Below are 14,792 nucleotides of genomic sequence, written 5' to 3' on the forward strand. Positions count from 1 at the left end.
CCTGCATCCGACGGGCGTGGAGCGTATGGGAATGAAGCGGACAATGCGGTGGGCGGCGGTCCCCGCCGCGGCGCTGGCGGCCGGGCTGGGGCTGTGCGCCGCCGCGGCGCAGGCCGCTCCGGCGCAGGCCGGGCCGGCCTCCCGCGCCGACTACCAGGCCGTCGCCCATCCGGTCGTGGGCCGGGTCGGCGAGACCGTCGAGGTCGAGCTGGGCGTCAGGAACGGCGGCCCCGGCCCGGGCGGCGGGCGGCCCGGGCACGGCCCCGGCCTGTACGAGGTGACGCCGCCGCCGGGCACGGCGATCGTCGCGGCCCCGCACAGCGGCGCCCGGCAGCCGTGCGTGGCGGCGGTGAGCCCGGGCGCGGCGCCGGGCTCGTACGTCTGCTCCATCGAGGAGGACTTCTCCGCGGGCGAGCGGGACACGCTCAGCTTCCGGGTCCGCATCGACGAGAAGGTCGACGGAGCGGAGGGGCTGGTCCGGATCCTCGACCGCGACGGCGAGCCGGCGTCCGACCCGGACCCCGGCAACGACACGGCGCCGATCCGCGTCGAGGTCATGGACCGCATGCCCGAGCCGGCCGCCTCGCCGGCGGCCAACGGGACGCTCCTGCTCGCGACGACGTCGGGGACGGCGGTCTCGGCGGGAGCGATCGCGTTCGGGGTCAAGCGGCGCAGGCGGTAACCCCGCGGGCCGCGCAGGCTTCGGTGGGCGCGCATTCCGCCGGACCCTCGCCGTCGTGGCGCCTCGCCGTTGCGGCGGGCACATTCTTCGGCGGGCCACGCCGTAAAAGTTCGACCTATGCGAAAATTGTCCGTTTAGCACTTAAAGTCGGCGCATGCCCACGCCATACGGATCCCGCGGCGGCATGGCGTTCAGCGCGGACGAACTGCGCGTGCTGCGCCGAGCCCTCGCCATCGCCCTCCATCCCCATGCCGTCCCCGGGCGCCCCGGCCCCGAGCGCGCCGCGGAGGCGCGCGACTGCTTCCGGCTCGCCGAGGCCGTGGACGAGGCGGTCCTGGAGAGCGGACGGCTGCGCGCCTTCCTCCGCGCCGACCTCGCCCGCTACCGCGCCGCCCTCCCTGGAGCCGCCTCCGGCTACGCCGAGCGCCTCCAGGACGCCCTCGCGGCGGGCTACCGGCCCCGCGCGGAGGACCTCGACGCGCTCCGCGCCCTGAGCGCCACCCCCACCGCCGGACCCGCCACCGCCGCCTACCGCGCCCTGCTGCGCCGCTGCGAGCTCGCGGCGGGCCCCGCCGGCCGGGGCGCGGCCGCCGACCGCACGGCCTGCGCGGTGCCCGCCGCGCGGATCCGGCTGCGCCGCACCCCGCTGCTCGCCCTGCCCGGCGGCCGCCCGCCGACCGCAGGGGCCTCCGCGCCGCGGCCCGGGCAGAAGCCGGTCCGGAAACCGGCGGAGAAGCCGGCGGAGAAGCCCGGCGGCGAGCCGGGCAAGCCCTCCGCGCCGCACCCGGGCCGGCCCATCCCCACGCCCGGCGAGGTCTTCCCGCCCCGCCGCAAGCCCGCCCCGCCCCCGGGCGCCGAGGCGCCGCACGCCCGACCCGCCTGAAAGGCGGCCGGGCGCGCGCGTAATCTGGACGGGCCGCTGACAAACCGTGCTTTCCCGATCCAGAAGGAGCCGACGGCCATGGACTATGTCGCCGCACTGGTGCCGCCCGTCGTGATGGCGATCGCCTTCACCGCCCTGGTCGTGACGATCATCAAGAGCCAGGGTGGTGCGAACAAGGGCAAGGAGGACGCCGCGGTCGACGCCGCGCTGGCCCGTGCCGAGGCCGCGCAGCAGCCCGCGAAGGGCAGCGCGGCCTGAGGCGGGCGCGCCCGTCGCGGGCGCGGTCGCTCACGGGGCGTACGGCAAGGGGCCGCAATTCCCGCCGTGCGCCCTTTTTGCTGCCCCTTTGCAGCTCCGATAAAGCGTCATTCCAGACATCTCCCACTATTATTCGCGTGTGGTCAGACGCCTGGGTGATCTGGAAGACGCCGTCATGACGCGCGTGTGGGACTGGAACCGGCCGGTCACTGTTCGAGAAGTGCTGGAAGACCTTCAACAGGAACGGTCCATCGCCTACACGACGGTCATGACCGTAATGGACAACCTGTATCAGAAGGGCTGGCTGCGACGGGAAGCGGAAGGCCGGGCCTATCGATATGAGGCGGTCTCCAACCGGGCCGCCTACTCAGCCGCACTGATGAACGAAGCGTGGTCCGTGAGCGACAACCCCGCGGCCGCTCTCGTCGCCTTCTTCGGCATGATGTCGGCCGAACAACGCGAAGCCCTCCGGGACGCGATCCGGGTCGTGCAACTCGACGGGCCCGCGGACGGCCCGGGCGCCCCGGGACGATAGCGTCCGGGCATGCCCGCGCTATCAAAAGTCGTCACCGTCCGCCGTGCCCGGACCAGCGATGTGGCGGCGCTGCGCCGCCTCATCAACACGTACGTTCGTGACCGCATCCTGCTCGACAAAGCCACCGTCACTCTTTACGAGGACATCCAGGAGTTCTGGGTGGCCGAGCGGGACGAGGACGGCGCCGTCGTCGGCTGCGGGGCCCTGCACGTGATGTGGGAAGACCTCGCGGAGGTACGCACTCTCGCGGTGGACCCGGACGTCAAGGGCGGCGGGGTCGGCCACGCCGTACTGGACAAGCTGCTGCAGACGGCGCGCTGGCTCGGCGTGCGGCGCATTTTCTGCCTCACCTTCGAAGTCGACTTCTTCGCGAAGCACGGCTTCGTGGAGATCGGTGAGACACCCGTGGACGGTGATGTCTACAGCGAGCTGCTGCGTTCCTATGACGAGGGCGTCGCCGAGTTCCTGGGTCTCGAACGGGTGAAGCCGAACACCCTTGGCAACAGCCGGATGCTTCTGCATCTGTGATCGCGGTCCCTATGTCCGAATCGCGCCCCTATCACATGGCTCCGGAAGGGAGGCTTCCCACGCGGAAGGCGGGCTGAACCTTCCCGGGGGGTTTGTGTTTTTCCGGGAAAGGCGGTTTGCTATTCCTCCGTAATCCCATTTTCCACTGAAAGGATTCCCCGTGGCGCAGAAGGTTCAGGTCCTTCTTGTCGATGACCTCGACGGTGGCGAGGCCGACGAGACCGTGACGTTCGCCCTGGACGGGAAGACGTACGAGATCGACCTCACCACGGCCAACGCGGACAAGCTCCGCCAGGCGCTCGCGGACTACGTGAAGTCCGCCCGCCGCACCGGTGGCCGCGCCGCCGGCGCCCGCGGCAAGGCGCGCACGGCCGCGGTCTCGGGCGGCAGCCCGGACACCGCGAAGATCCGCGCTTGGGCCAAGAAGAACGGCTACAACGTCAACGACCGCGGCCGCGTGCCCGCCGACATCCGCGAGGCGTACGAGAAGGCCAACGCCTGACCTTTCCCCGGCAGGCGGCGGCGTGCTCTCCGGGCGCGCAGCAGCCGGGCCCGGTGCGCCTCCGTGGCGGCCGCGCCCACCAGCCGTGCGAGATCGGGGGCGTTTCCTTCGCCCCCGAGGCCGGTCACCGGCAGCGGCGGCTCGACCCCGCCCCCGCACTTCCCCGGCCGGGGAGGCCGCACCCACACGGCCCGCTCCGGCCCGGCGGGCACGGGCGCGGCGATCCGCCCGTCCGGCCCCAGGACGGACAGGTCCAGGGCCACCTCGCCCCACTCCAGCCAGTCGAGCAGCACCGGCAGCTCGTCGGCGCTGCCCGGGGCCAGCAGGAACCACAGCCTCCGGGCCCGGGCGTCGAGCACGACCGGCCCGGTGCGCACCGGGCGGCCGAGCAGCGCCGCGCCCGCGTCCAGGGGCAGGCCCAGGGCGTCGAAGCGGACGCCGGTCAGCAGCTCCAGGGGCGCTTTTCCGGACGTCGGCCAGCCGAGGGCGCGCTCGTACCACCGCCTCGCCTGGCACCATGGAGCTGCGGGACCCCCGGGGCGCAGGTGGATGACGGTCATGTGCGGTGCAACTGCGAAACACCCAAGAGGTTACTCTGGGTGGGTAGTTGGGCACACTCCGTATAAGGAGTGGGGGGCGCACAGGCGCTTCGGGCGGCGTGCGGGTGTTCGCCCGTAGCGGATGGGCGGTGCCCGCGCCGCATGGATTGTCAATCCTTGCGGGTAAGAGGTTCCCCATGGGAAGAGGCGGTGCGACACCGCGCGGAGCACGTCACCGAGGGTGGCGGCGGGCGATGGGCGGGCGTGTCGGGCCGGGCCCGCGTTCGCCGTCGGCGTAGTGACGGCGAGCGTATATGCCTGGCCTGCGGGAACATCGTCTCCCACCATCGGGTTGGAGGAGATGTCGGCTGTTCGGCAGCAGGTTTCCCCGCCGACGCGGGGTGATCCGGACGGATGTCGGCAGTTGGAATGAGCTGTCCCGTCCCGCGGGACTAGCATGCGGAAGGACAGGGAGGGGACCGACCCCTACTTGCCTGACCGCTCTGAGGAGCGATTAACGATGTTCGAGAGGTTCACCGACCGTGCGCGGCGGGTTGTCGTCCTGGCTCAGGAAGAAGCCCGGATGCTCAACCACAACTACATCGGCACCGAGCACATCCTCCTGGGCCTGATCCACGAGGGTGAGGGTGTCGCCGCTAAGGCCCTGGAGAGCCTCGGGATTTCGCTCGAGGCGGTCCGCCAGCAGGTGGAGGAGATCATCGGCCAGGGCCAGCAGGCCCCGTCCGGGCACATCCCCTTCACCCCCCGTGCGAAGAAGGTCCTGGAGCTCTCGCTCCGCGAGGCCCTTCAGCTCGGCCACAACTACATCGGCACGGAGCACATCCTGCTCGGCCTGATCCGCGAGGGCGAGGGCGTCGCCGCCCAGGTCCTCGTGAAGCTGGGCGCCGATCTCAACCGGGTCCGTCAGCAGGTCATCCAGCTGCTCTCGGGCTACCAGGGCAAGGAGGCCGCCACCGCCGGCGGCCCGGCCGAGGGCACCCCCTCGACCTCGCTCGTCCTGGACCAGTTCGGCCGCAATCTGACGCAGGCCGCCCGCGAGTCCAAGCTCGACCCGGTCATCGGGCGCGAGAAGGAGATCGAGCGGGTCATGCAGGTGCTGTCCCGCCGCACCAAGAACAACCCGGTCCTCATCGGCGAGCCCGGCGTCGGCAAGACCGCCGTCGTCGAGGGCCTGGCCCAGGCCATCGTCAAGGGCGAGGTGCCCGAGACCCTCAAGGACAAGCACCTCTACACCCTCGACCTCGGCGCCCTGGTCGCCGGCTCCCGCTACCGCGGTGACTTCGAGGAGCGCCTGAAGAAGGTCCTCAAGGAGATCCGCACCCGCGGCGACATCATCCTGTTCATCGACGAGCTCCACACCCTGGTGGGTGCGGGCGCCGCCGAGGGCGCGATCGACGCCGCCAGCATCCTCAAGCCGATGCTGGCCCGCGGTGAGCTCCAGACCATCGGTGCCACCACGCTCGACGAGTACCGCAAGCACCTGGAGAAGGACGCCGCCCTCGAGCGCCGCTTCCAGCCCATCCAGGTGGCCGAGCCGTCGCTGCCGCACACCATCGAGATCCTCAAGGGTCTGCGCGACCGCTACGAGGCCCACCACCGCGTCTCCATCACGGACGAGGCGCTGGTCCAGGCCGCCACGCTCGCCGACCGCTACATCTCCGACCGCTTCCTGCCGGACAAGGCGATCGACCTGATCGACGAGGCCGGCTCCCGGATGCGCATCCGCCGGATGACCGCGCCGCCGGACCTCCGCGAGTTCGACGAGAAGATCGCCGACGTGCGCCGGGAGAAGGAGTCCGCGATCGACTCGCAGGACTTCGAGAAGGCCGCCTCCCTGCGCGACAAGGAGAAGCAGCTCCTCGCCGCCAAGGCCAAGCGCGAGAAGGAGTGGAAGGCCGGCGACATGGACGTCGTCGCCGAGGTCGACGGCGAGCTGATCGCCGAGGTCCTCGCCACGGCCACCGGCATCCCGGTCTTCAAGCTGACGGAGGAGGAGTCCTCCCGCCTGCTGCGCATGGAGGACGAGCTGCACAAGCGCGTCATCGGCCAGAAGGACGCCATCAAGGCGCTCTCCCAGGCCATCCGGCGCACCCGTGCGGGCCTCAAGGACCCCAAGCGCCCGGGCGGATCGTTCATCTTCGCCGGCCCCTCCGGCGTCGGTAAGACGGAGCTGTCCAAGACGCTCGCCGAGTTCCTCTTCGGCGACGAGGACGCCCTGATCTCCCTCGACATGTCGGAGTTCAGCGAGAAGCACACCGTCTCGCGCCTCTTCGGCTCGCCCCCCGGCTACGTCGGCTACGAAGAGGGCGGCCAGCTGACGGAGAAGGTCCGCCGCAAGCCGTTCTCGGTGGTCCTGTTCGACGAGGTCGAGAAGGCCCACCCGGACATCTTCAACTCGCTGCTCCAGATCCTGGAGGACGGTCGCCTGACCGACTCCCAGGGCCGTGTGGTCGACTTCAAGAACACCGTCATCATCATGACGACCAACCTCGGCACCCGGGACATCTCCAAGGGCTTCAACCTGGGCTTCGCCGCCCAGGGCGACGTCAAGACCGGCTACGAGCGGATGAAGGCCAAGGTCAACGAGGAGCTCAAGCAGCACTTCCGGCCCGAGTTCCTCAACCGTGTCGACGACACGGTGGTCTTCCACCAGCTGTCCGAGGAAGACATCATCCAGATCGTCGACCTGATGATCGCCAAGGTGGACGAGCGGCTGAAGGACCGCGACATGGGCATCGAGCTCAGCGCGGACGCCAAGCTGCTCCTGGCCAAGAAGGGCTACGACCCGATCCTGGGCGCCCGCCCGCTGCGCCGGACCATCCAGCGCGAGATCGAGGACATCCTCTCCGAGAAGATCCTCTTCGGCGAGCTGCGCCCCGGCCACATCGTGGTCGTCGGCATCGAGGGCGAGGGTGAGGAGAAGAAGTTCACCTTCCGCGGTGAGGAGAAGTCGGCCCTGCCGGACACTCCGCCGATCGAGCAGGCCGCGGGCGGGGCGGGTCCCAACCTGTCCAAGGACGCGTAAGGCGCGTCGGCGCTCCGCTCATTCCACGACGCGGGCCGGCCCCGGAACCGTGAGGTTCCGGGGCCGGCCCGTTTTCCGTCAGGAGGCGGCCGCCAGGACGTCCTGACCGAGGGCGTGCAATTCCCTCTCGTCGCGGGCAGGCAGCAGCCTTTTGAGCCCCGCCCACACCTGCTGGTACTGGTCGTCCTCGATGTACTTCGCATGGAGCGCGCAGTGGGCCGCCAGCGCCCGCAAGGGCCACTCCGTCTCCCGGTCCGGGGCCGCGTCCGCCGCCGCCGTCAGACCGGCGATGAGGCGCTTCTCCTCACTGCGCCCGCAGTGCCCGACGGCCAGCCGCAGGACGTCCTGCCACTGCTCCTCCGTCGCGTGGAGCAGCAATTCGTCCAGGCAGTCGCTCTCCTGGAACTCCTTCGCCGCCAGATAGTCCTGGAAGGTGCGGTGAATGAACTGGATTGCGTCCGGCGACCGCTCCTGGAGCAGCCCGCTGCGGTTGAGCAGGTGCATCAGCACGGCCTGGGGAGTGCCTTGTGCCCGTACGCGACGCAGGCCCCGCAACGCCAATGTGAGCTGGCGTACCGCCTGCTCGCGGGTGAGTTCGGCGCGGCCGTTCCGGGCCAGCCACACAGCGATGCGCTGGAGTAGCTGACGACCCTCGTCCACCGTGAGTTCGATTCCCTCGGGCTGATGAATGCGACGGTGGATGTCGCGCGTTGCCAGCATCAGGTTCAGCGCAGCGCTGTAGAGCTCCCAGCGGGTCTCGGGAAGAAAGCCGTTGCGCGCCCTGTGGAGGGCGCAGATGACCGCGCAGAGCAGGGGGGTGCGTGCCAGGTCGCGCAGCACGCTATTGCTCTGGAATTCGCGACCGAGCTCTTGTTCGAGTGCGTCGAGTCGCTTGCGCTGCCTTTTCGCCCAGTGCTCGTCCGCGTACCTGTCGCATTCCAGCCGGGCAGCCATGTGCCACGCACCGACGAACGACCGGATGTCTTCATCGCCCAGAGGAAGCAGCCGGAGTTCCTCGAACCCCTCCTGTTCCAGCCAATCGCTGCCGACGGCCAGCGGGCGCACGGTGACCAGGCAGCGCGTCCGCGGGTACATGCGCAGGAGTCCGGCGAGCCACTTCCGGGCCAGCTCCCGGTCCGGCTGCGGGATCTCGTCCATTCCGTCGACCAGGAGCAGGCCGCGGCCGGCCTCCAGCACGCGCCCGGCCCAGCCGTCAGGGGGCTTGTCGACCGGCAGCCGCGCGATCTTGGGGAGCTGGGACGGGGTGGGCGACGTGATGCCCCTCGCGGCCAGGCTGCGCATGGGGATCACGAAAGGGATCATTCCGTCGAGCTCGGACAGCTGCTCGGGCAAGGTGCGGCACACGGTGTGGGAGGCCAGCCACCACACGAGCGTCGTCTTGCCCGCTCCGGCCTCGCCCCGCAGGACCGTCCGCGGCCGGGAGCCGAGGAGGTCTTCGATGCGCCGGGGCCCGGAGCGGGCGTGCGGTGACTGGGCCTCCAGGCTCAGATACGCCGTGTCCAGGTCCCAGTCGCCCGAGCTCAGCTCGTCCAGGCCGAAGATCTCCAGCCGGCTGTAGGCGGCCTTGACGGCTTTCGCGTACGCGGGCTCGTAGGCCAGGTCCTCGGGGTAGGCGGAGGAGACCTCCTCGAACCGCGGCGGGTCGGGCCAGTGCTTCAGGAGGGCATCCCGGAAACCGGGCTCGTCGATCACCGCGGACAGCGGCACCGACTCGATGGAGGCGTGCTGCCAGCCCATCGGGTCCCCGCTTGCGATGCCGATCAGCAGCGGGCCCGCGAACACCGGCCCACCTGACAGGCCCGCCCAGGGCGAGCCGTCCGGGACGGGCGCCGGCGGGTGGTGGTCCGCGTGCAGCACGTACCGGCCGCGCATCCGCCCCGCCAGGGGCATCAGCGTGCCCGGGATCTGGGCGGCCTCCAGCTCCTCGCCCGCGTACCGCTGGACCCTGGGGAAGCCCAGCACCTGGCAGCGCGGCATCGGCTGCCAGCCGGCGCACTTGCCCCAGCGCAGCGGGGGCGCCTGCCCCAGCGGCAGCACGGGTTCGCGGGCCACGAGGAGCGCCACGTCGTACGTCCCGGGGTCGCCCGACCACACGACGTCACAGGGCACGCGCCCGCCGCCGTCCGGCGCGGCGACCTCGACCGCGTCGTCGCTCCCGAACAGATGCGCACTGGTCAGCACCAGCTCCGGCGTCAGCAGCACCCCGCTGCCCTGCCGCGCCCCCAGCACCGCCACCAGCCGGTCCTCGACGGACGGCACCGACGCTCTCGCCGCGCCCACGGCTACTGCCCGGAGGGCCCGAACCGCGACACCCCGCCCGGCCGCTCGTTGCCCACGCGCCAGCTGCCGCCCGTGCGCGCGTCCTTAGGGGTCAGGGTGAACGCGACCTTGTGCGTACGGGTCGAGCCGCGGGACGCCTCCGCGTCCGCGCTGATCACCCAGGCCTTCACCCCGCCCGAGCCCTTGAGGTCCTTGCGGATCTCGACGGTGAACTCCATGGCGATCTCGCCCACCTCGAAGGCCAGGTCCTGCCCCGCGCCCCGGGCCGCCGCCGAGGTCAGGCCCTCCCGGACCGCCTGTACGGCATCCGCCAGCTCGATGTCCTCGAACTCGCTGCTCATCCTCCACCCCCAGCCCCTGTGGGGCCGCACGCTCCGTGCGTACCCGCTGACGGGGAGCGTACCGCCGAGACCGGGCCTTTGGTCCCGGAACAGGGGAGGCCGAATGTCCTTCGGCGGTGACACCCGCCATAGGGCGTGCGTCACGTACTAAGGGAAATAGCAGACGCGGGGTGCCGGATTTCCCCCAAAAACCGTACGGAACCCCTGCCGGGAAAGGGGTGAATATCCACTCCGCCGCTACGGCATTCGTTAGTAGGGGCCGTCCTTGGCAGCGGGGCGAATGCGGGTTACCAAGGTAGGGCGATCCCGGTCCGCAGCCGGGACCTGTTTATGCCTGGAGGTTTATCCGTATGTCGAAGCGCACCGCTTTCCGTAACTCGAGCAAGACCGTTCTCCGTACCCGCGCCGCCTTCGTGGTGGCCGGCCTGGGAGCATCGGTCGCGCTGGGTTCCGGGGTCGCGCTCGCAGCCGACACCACTGCCACGGTGAGCGGGTTCCCGGCGTTCGCGTCGGTCGCGGGCCTGGAGTCCGCGCTGAACAAGCAGGCCGAGACGCAGCTGAAGGTGGCGGAGAAGGAGAAGCAGGCCGCCGAGCAGGCCAAGCGGGACGCCGACAAGCGTGCCGACGACGCCCGCAAGCAGGCCGAGGCCTCGCGCAAGCGTGCCGACGCCTGGGTCGCCCCCGTCGCCGGCTACCAGATCGGCCAGCCCTTCGGTAAGGCCGGCAAGATGTGGGCCGCCAAGCACAGCGGCCAGGACCTGGTCGTGGGCACCGGCACGCCCGTCATGTCCGTGCACGGCGGCACCGTCGTCAAGGCCGGCCCGAACGGCGGCGGCGACGGCCCCGCGTACGGCAACGCCATCGTGATCAAGCACGCCGACAACACGTACTCGCAGTACGCCCACCTCTCGCAGGTGAAGGTCTCGGTCGGCCAGACCGTCACGACCGGCCAGGTCATCGGCCTGTCGGGCTCCACCGGCAACTCGTCCGGCCCCCACCTGCACTTCGAGATCCGCACCACCCCGAACTACGGCACCGCCGTCGAGCCGGTCGGCTTCATGAAGGCCCACGGCGAGAACCTCTGATCCACCGGATCCGGCAGAACCTCCGGGAGCCGGCGCACCGCGATACGCGGTGCGCCGGCTTCTGCTTTTACGGTGGTAATGCAGGGGAAAAGCCGGTGATCGGAGTGGTGCGTAATGATCAAGGGAATTGCCATCGCCACCGTCTGGGTTCTCGACCAGGACCGGGCGAAGGACTTCTACACGAACAAGCTCGGTTTCGATGTCCGCACCGATATGACCATGGGCGAAGGCAGCGGCCACGGCGGTGACAGCGGCGGCAAGGGAATGCGCTGGCTCACGGTCGGCGCCAAGGACCAGCCGGACGTCGAACTCACGCTGATGGTCCCCGGCCCGCCCGGGCTCGGCCCGGAATCCGCGGAGGCCATGAAGAAACTGGTCGCCGAGGGCGCCCTGGGTGCGGGGGTGCTCAGCACCGACGACATCCACCGCGACTACGAGGCGTTCAAGGCCAAGGGCGTGGAGTTCTTGCAGGAGCCCCAGGAGCGGCCGTACGGCACGGAGGCGATCCTGCGCGACGACTCCGGCAACCGGTTCTCGCTGACGCAGCGCAACGAGCAGCTGGACCTCGACAAGGCCTGGGGCGAGTGCATCGACCCGATGTGAGGCCGTGCGGCCGTGAGGCCGTGACAACGTGACGCCGGCAGCCCGCGCGCTCGGTCCGCCCGGGCCCCGGCCTAGTCCGGCACCTGGATGACCGGGAACGTGCCCGTGCTCGTCGGCGCCGACTCCGGCAGCCACAGCACCGCGATCGCCCCCGTGCCGCCCTCGACCTCCGGGTCGGCGTTGCGGAAGGTCAGGCGCGCGCCCAGGACGCGGGCCTGGCCCACGGCGATGGTCAGGCCCAGGCCGTGGCCCTTGCCCGCGCGGTCCGTGCTGCCCGTACGGAACCGGCTCGGGCCCTCTTGCAGCAGCTCCTCGGGGAAGCCGGGGCCGTGGTCGCGCACCCGCAGCACGCGCCCCTCGACGGTCACGTCGAACGGCGGCTTGCCGTGCTTGGCGGCGTTGGCCAGGAGGTTGCCGATGATGCGCTCCAGGCGGCGCGGGTCGGTGGAGACGTAGGCGTCCCGGGCGACCCGTACGCGGGCCTCCGGATCGAAGGCGCGCACGCGGCGCTCGACGAACTCGCCCAGCAGGAGCTCCTGCATCTCGGCGCGCTCGGCGAAGCCGTCCAGCCGGGCCACCTCCAGGACGTCCTCGACGAGGGTGCGCATGGCCTGCGCCCGGTCGCGCACCAGCTCGGTGGGCCGGCCCGGCGGCAGCAGCTCGGCGGCGGTGAGCAGGCCGGTGACGGGCGTGCGCAGCTCGTGGGCGATGTCCGCGGTGACGCGCCGCTCGGCCTCCAGCCGGCGCTGGAGGGCCTCGGCCATGCCGTCGACGGCGCGGGCCAGGTCGTCGGTCTCGTCGCGCACGCGGCCGCCGATGGCCTCGCGGACGCGTACCTCCGAGTCGCCGTCGGCGAGCTTGCGGGCGGCCGCCGAGGCCTTGCGCAGCCGGCGGGAGAGCTGGTCGCCGATGAGGATGCCGAGGGCGCAGCCGCCGAGGACGACGGAGACCGAGCCGATGATCAGCGCCTTGTCGAGGGCGTCGATGATGGAGAACCGGTCCTTGAACCGGGTGTGGATCGAGAGGATCTTGCCGTTGCGGACCGGCACCGAGGCCCAGACCTCGGGGGAGGCCCCGTCGCCGGAGTCCTGGAGGAAGGTGGCGCGCTGGCCGATGGCGGCGGCGTCGCGCAGGGGCTTGGGCAGCGCCGGGTCGTCGATCTTGGCGTGCAGCATCAGCCGGCCGGTGTTCTCGTAGTACCGCTGGGCGATCTGCACGCGCTCGTCCATGACGTCGCGGCTGTTGTCGAGCATCGACAGGCGGGCGGCGTTGTGCACGACGAGGCTGAGCGCCACCGCGACGAGCGCGCCGACGCCCGCGATGGCGAGGCTGACCTTCCAGCGCAGACCGGAGCGGAGGGCGAGCTTCACCACGAGCCGGCCACCGTGGAACGGATCACCATGGGGTGGTCACCCGTGTCACCCTCTGAGCTTGTAGCCGAAGCCGCGGACCGTCTCGATCCGGTCCTGGCCGATCTTGCCGCGCAGCCGCTGCACGTGGACGTCGACGACCCGGGTGTCGCCGCCCCAGCCGTAGTCCCACACGCGCTCCAGCAGCCGGTCGCGGGAGAGCACCGTGCCGGGCGCCGCGGAGAACTCCAGCAGCAGCCGCATCTCGGTCGGGGTCAGCGCGACGGGCACGCCGCCCTTGCGGACCTCCATGCCGTCCGTGTCGACCTCCAGGTCGCCGAAGCGCAGCACGCCGCACTCCAGCTCCTCGGGGGCGTCGGCACCGGCCGTGCCGCCCGGCCCGCTGGCGTGTCCGAAGCGGCGCAGCACGGCCCGTATGCGGGCGACGAGCACGGCGCCGTCGAAGGGCTTGGTGACGTAGTCGTCGGCCCCGGCCTCCAGGCCCAGGACGACGTCGATGGAGTCCGCGCGCGCCGACAGCATGATCACGGGAACGGTCGACTCGTCGCGGATCCGGCGGCAGAGGCTGACGCCGTCCAGACCCGGGACCATGACGTCGAGCAGCGCGATGTCGGGCTTGCGGGCGCGGAACCTCTCCAGCCCCAGCAGCCCGTCCGGCACCGCCGTCACCTCGAAGCCGTCGCGCTCCAGCGCCAGCTGGGTCGCCTCACGGATGACGTCGTCGTCCTCTACGAAGAGCACATGCGTATCGGCCACGCTGCTCTCAGCCCTCCGTTCCCACGCTCGGGAAGTCGTCCTTGTCGTTGTTGCCGGCCTTGCTGTAGTCGGTGTGCGTGCGCCCCGTCTCCCGGAACTCCGAACCCGACCAGTGGTACGTCATGACATCCTCGCCCGACGCGCAGCAGACCGCGTCACCGGGCCCGTAGACCTGCTTGGTGACCCGGAGGTCGCGGCGGTCGATCTCGGCGTACACCGGCGCCTGCTCGATCATGAACACGTTCTCGTAGGAGCCGTCGCCCTTCGCACGGTACACATACGAGCCCACGCCCACGGAATCGCCGCAGGTCAGGATGTTGACCACGATGTCGTCGCGGGAGCCCTCGGTCAGCTTCCCGTAGATCACGTCCAGCGGGTACTGGTTCTTCACGCAGGGCTTGAGGTCCTTCTTGACCTGGGCGCCGATCTTCGGATCGCCCTTGATCAGCTTGACCGCGTCGACCTTCTCCTGCGGTTGCCCCGCCGACGCCGAGGCCGAGGGCAGCCGGGTGGGCTTCGCCGCGGACTGCGTCTGCGCGGTGCCTTCCTTGCGCACGCCCTCGCTGCCCGCATTGCATCCGGCAAGCAGAAGACCGGCGGCAGCGGCCAGTGCGGTGACCGTGCCGCCGGTGATCAGAACCGGCCTGGGGGGAGCCGCCTTTTTCAGGCTGCGCACCGTTCCTGCCCCCGCTCGTTGCGCTCGAGGGCGTGGAAGTCCAGGTCGCGGCTCTCCAGTTCCTGGCGCAGCCGGGCCAGGGCCCGGTGCAGCGTGCTCTTGACCGTTCCGGTCGACATGCCGAGCGCCTCCGCGGTCTCCTCGGTGCTCATCTGCTCCCAGTGTCGCAGCACGACGACGCTGCGCTGCTTGGGCGCCAGGACGCCCAGGACGTCCATCAGCAGGGCGCGGTCGGCGTGCTGCTCGGTGCCGTCCTCGACGCTGGCGTCGGGGAGCTGCTCGGTGGGCACCTCGTCGAGCTTGCGGGCGCGCCACCACTCCGTACGAGTGTTGATCATGACACGGCGGAGGTAGGCGTCGGCCAGCGACTTGTCCGCTATGCCCTCCCAGCGGCCGTAGGTGCGCACGAGAGCGGTCTGGAGGAGGTCCTGCGCGTCGATGGGGTCCGGCACGAGACGGCGGGCGCTGCGCAGGAGCGCGTCCTGACGGTTGCGCACGTACTCCTCGAAGTCCAGAACCTTGCCGCTGCTGGCCATCTCGCAGCCTCCATTCCGCTTGCATCCCCGCGTCACGCTGGTGGTCTCCCAGCACGAGATGGACGCTACGGAGGCGCTGTTGCGACGTGATGTGCGGCAGCACTGCGGCTGGTGCACAGCTATCCATAGGTTGTGTAACAGCGCTGCGGGA

16 protein-coding genes are annotated in these 14,792 nt (G+C 70.8%); 9 read left to right on the plus strand and 7 right to left on the minus strand.

Annotated features, from left to right (window positions below; genetic code table 11):
- Nucleotides 1-31 precede the first annotated feature (31 nt).
- From PS271_RS15720 to PS271_RS15745, 6 genes are all read left to right on the plus strand, one after another.
- The gene (locus PS271_RS15720; protein WP_398382480.1) at nucleotides 32-682 is read left to right on the plus strand and encodes a hypothetical protein; all 651 of its coding nucleotides are present in this window, start codon (nucleotides 32-34) and stop codon (nucleotides 680-682) included.
- A gap of 154 nt (nucleotides 683-836) precedes the next feature.
- Complete coding sequence (locus PS271_RS15725) at nucleotides 837-1,565, plus strand: hypothetical protein (protein WP_398382481.1); 729 nt, start codon at nucleotides 837-839, stop codon at nucleotides 1,563-1,565.
- 78 nt (nucleotides 1,566-1,643) lie between these two features.
- Nucleotides 1,644-1,823: a hypothetical protein gene (locus PS271_RS15730; protein WP_398382482.1), complete on the plus strand. Its 180-nt coding sequence runs from the start codon at nucleotides 1,644-1,646 to the stop codon at nucleotides 1,821-1,823.
- A gap of 139 nt (nucleotides 1,824-1,962) precedes the next feature.
- Nucleotides 1,963-2,358 carry a BlaI/MecI/CopY family transcriptional regulator gene (locus tag PS271_RS15735; protein ID WP_398382483.1) on the plus strand — a complete coding sequence of 132 codons (396 nt, stop codon included), beginning with the start codon at nucleotides 1,963-1,965 and terminating at the stop codon, nucleotides 2,356-2,358.
- A 9-nt stretch (nucleotides 2,359-2,367) separates the two neighbouring features.
- A complete protein-coding gene (locus PS271_RS15740; RefSeq protein ID WP_120755523.1) occupies nucleotides 2,368-2,886 on the plus strand; it encodes an amino-acid N-acetyltransferase in 519 nt (172 codons plus the stop codon).
- Between the two features lie 160 nt (nucleotides 2,887-3,046).
- Nucleotides 3,047-3,388: a histone-like nucleoid-structuring protein Lsr2 gene (locus PS271_RS15745; protein WP_120755524.1), complete on the plus strand. Its 342-nt coding sequence runs from the start codon at nucleotides 3,047-3,049 to the stop codon at nucleotides 3,386-3,388.
- On the opposite strand, the gene PS271_RS15750 is transcribed toward PS271_RS15745, so the two are convergent.
- On the minus strand, nucleotides 3,319-3,948 hold the full coding sequence (locus tag PS271_RS15750; RefSeq protein WP_398382484.1) for an SCO3374 family protein: 630 nt from the start codon (nucleotides 3,946-3,948) through the stop codon (nucleotides 3,319-3,321). The two genes, PS271_RS15745 and PS271_RS15750, sit on opposite strands and share 70 nt — an antisense overlap.
- A gap of 499 nt (nucleotides 3,949-4,447) precedes the next feature.
- Between PS271_RS15750 and PS271_RS15755 the strand changes: the two genes are divergently transcribed.
- Entirely contained in the window at nucleotides 4,448-6,973 is a 2,526-nt protein-coding gene (locus PS271_RS15755) for an ATP-dependent Clp protease ATP-binding subunit (RefSeq protein ID WP_235481647.1), read from the plus strand.
- Between the two features lie 78 nt (nucleotides 6,974-7,051).
- On the opposite strand, the gene PS271_RS15760 is transcribed toward PS271_RS15755, so the two are convergent.
- A complete protein-coding gene (locus tag PS271_RS15760; protein WP_398382485.1) occupies nucleotides 7,052-9,274 on the minus strand; it encodes an NACHT domain-containing protein in 2,223 nt (740 codons plus the stop codon).
- 2 nt (nucleotides 9,275-9,276) lie between these two features.
- On the minus strand, nucleotides 9,277-9,615 hold the full coding sequence (locus PS271_RS15765) for a trypco2 family protein (RefSeq protein ID WP_356289707.1): 339 nt from the start codon (nucleotides 9,613-9,615) through the stop codon (nucleotides 9,277-9,279).
- Nucleotides 9,616-9,965: 350 nt separating this feature from the next.
- Between PS271_RS15765 and PS271_RS15770 the strand changes: the two genes are divergently transcribed.
- The gene (locus tag PS271_RS15770) at nucleotides 9,966-10,700 is read left to right on the plus strand and encodes a M23 family metallopeptidase (protein WP_398382486.1); all 735 of its coding nucleotides are present in this window, start codon (nucleotides 9,966-9,968) and stop codon (nucleotides 10,698-10,700) included.
- Between the two features lie 114 nt (nucleotides 10,701-10,814).
- Nucleotides 10,815-11,303, plus strand: coding sequence for a VOC family protein (locus tag PS271_RS15775; protein ID WP_398382487.1), 489 nt, complete (start codon nucleotides 10,815-10,817; stop codon nucleotides 11,301-11,303).
- A 71-nt stretch (nucleotides 11,304-11,374) separates the two neighbouring features.
- Here PS271_RS15775 and cseC read toward each other — a convergent pair whose 3' ends face one another.
- Genes cseC through PS271_RS15795 form a run of 4 tightly spaced genes read right to left on the minus strand, consistent with a single transcriptional unit; the run spans nucleotide 11,375 to nucleotide 14,641 of the window.
- Complete coding sequence (cseC, locus tag PS271_RS15780) at nucleotides 11,375-12,676, minus strand: two-component system sensor histidine kinase CseC (RefSeq protein ID WP_398382488.1); 1,302 nt, start codon at nucleotides 12,674-12,676, stop codon at nucleotides 11,375-11,377.
- A gap of 45 nt (nucleotides 12,677-12,721) precedes the next feature.
- Entirely contained in the window at nucleotides 12,722-13,429 is a 708-nt protein-coding gene (cseB, locus tag PS271_RS15785) for a two-component system response regulator CseB (RefSeq protein WP_398382489.1), read from the minus strand.
- A 7-nt stretch (nucleotides 13,430-13,436) separates the two neighbouring features.
- A complete protein-coding gene (locus tag PS271_RS15790) occupies nucleotides 13,437-14,105 on the minus strand; it encodes a hypothetical protein (protein WP_398382490.1) in 669 nt (222 codons plus the stop codon).
- Nucleotides 14,093-14,641 carry a SigE family RNA polymerase sigma factor gene (locus PS271_RS15795; RefSeq protein WP_120755533.1) on the minus strand — a complete coding sequence of 183 codons (549 nt, stop codon included), beginning with the start codon at nucleotides 14,639-14,641 and terminating at the stop codon, nucleotides 14,093-14,095. The genes PS271_RS15790 and PS271_RS15795 overlap by 13 nt, the downstream gene beginning before the upstream one ends.
- Between the last annotated feature and the right edge of the window lie 151 nt (nucleotides 14,642-14,792).

The sequence above is a fragment of the Streptomyces sp. SCA2-17 genome (assembly GCF_044336695.1).

Coding starts and splice junctions, on each gene's coding strand:
- PS271_RS15720 (WP_398382480.1), top strand. CDS start 32: ATGAAGCGGACAATGCGGTGGGCGGCGGTCCCCGCCGCGGCGCTGGCG.
- PS271_RS15725 (WP_398382481.1), top strand. CDS start 837: ATGCCCACGCCATACGGATCCCGCGGCGGCATGGCGTTCAGCGCGGAC.
- PS271_RS15730 (WP_398382482.1), top strand. CDS start 1,644: ATGGACTATGTCGCCGCACTGGTGCCGCCCGTCGTGATGGCGATCGCC.
- PS271_RS15740 (WP_120755523.1), top strand. CDS start 2,368: ATGCCCGCGCTATCAAAAGTCGTCACCGTCCGCCGTGCCCGGACCAGC.
- PS271_RS15750 (WP_398382484.1), bottom strand. CDS start 3,948: ATGACCGTCATCCACCTGCGCCCCGGGGGTCCCGCAGCTCCATGGTGC.
- PS271_RS15755 (WP_235481647.1), top strand. CDS start 4,448: ATGTTCGAGAGGTTCACCGACCGTGCGCGGCGGGTTGTCGTCCTGGCT.
- PS271_RS15765 (WP_356289707.1), bottom strand. CDS start 9,615: ATGAGCAGCGAGTTCGAGGACATCGAGCTGGCGGATGCCGTACAGGCG.
- PS271_RS15770 (WP_398382486.1), top strand. CDS start 9,966: ATGTCGAAGCGCACCGCTTTCCGTAACTCGAGCAAGACCGTTCTCCGT.
- PS271_RS15775 (WP_398382487.1), top strand. CDS start 10,815: ATGATCAAGGGAATTGCCATCGCCACCGTCTGGGTTCTCGACCAGGAC.
- PS271_RS15795 (WP_120755533.1), bottom strand. CDS start 14,641: ATGGCCAGCAGCGGCAAGGTTCTGGACTTCGAGGAGTACGTGCGCAAC.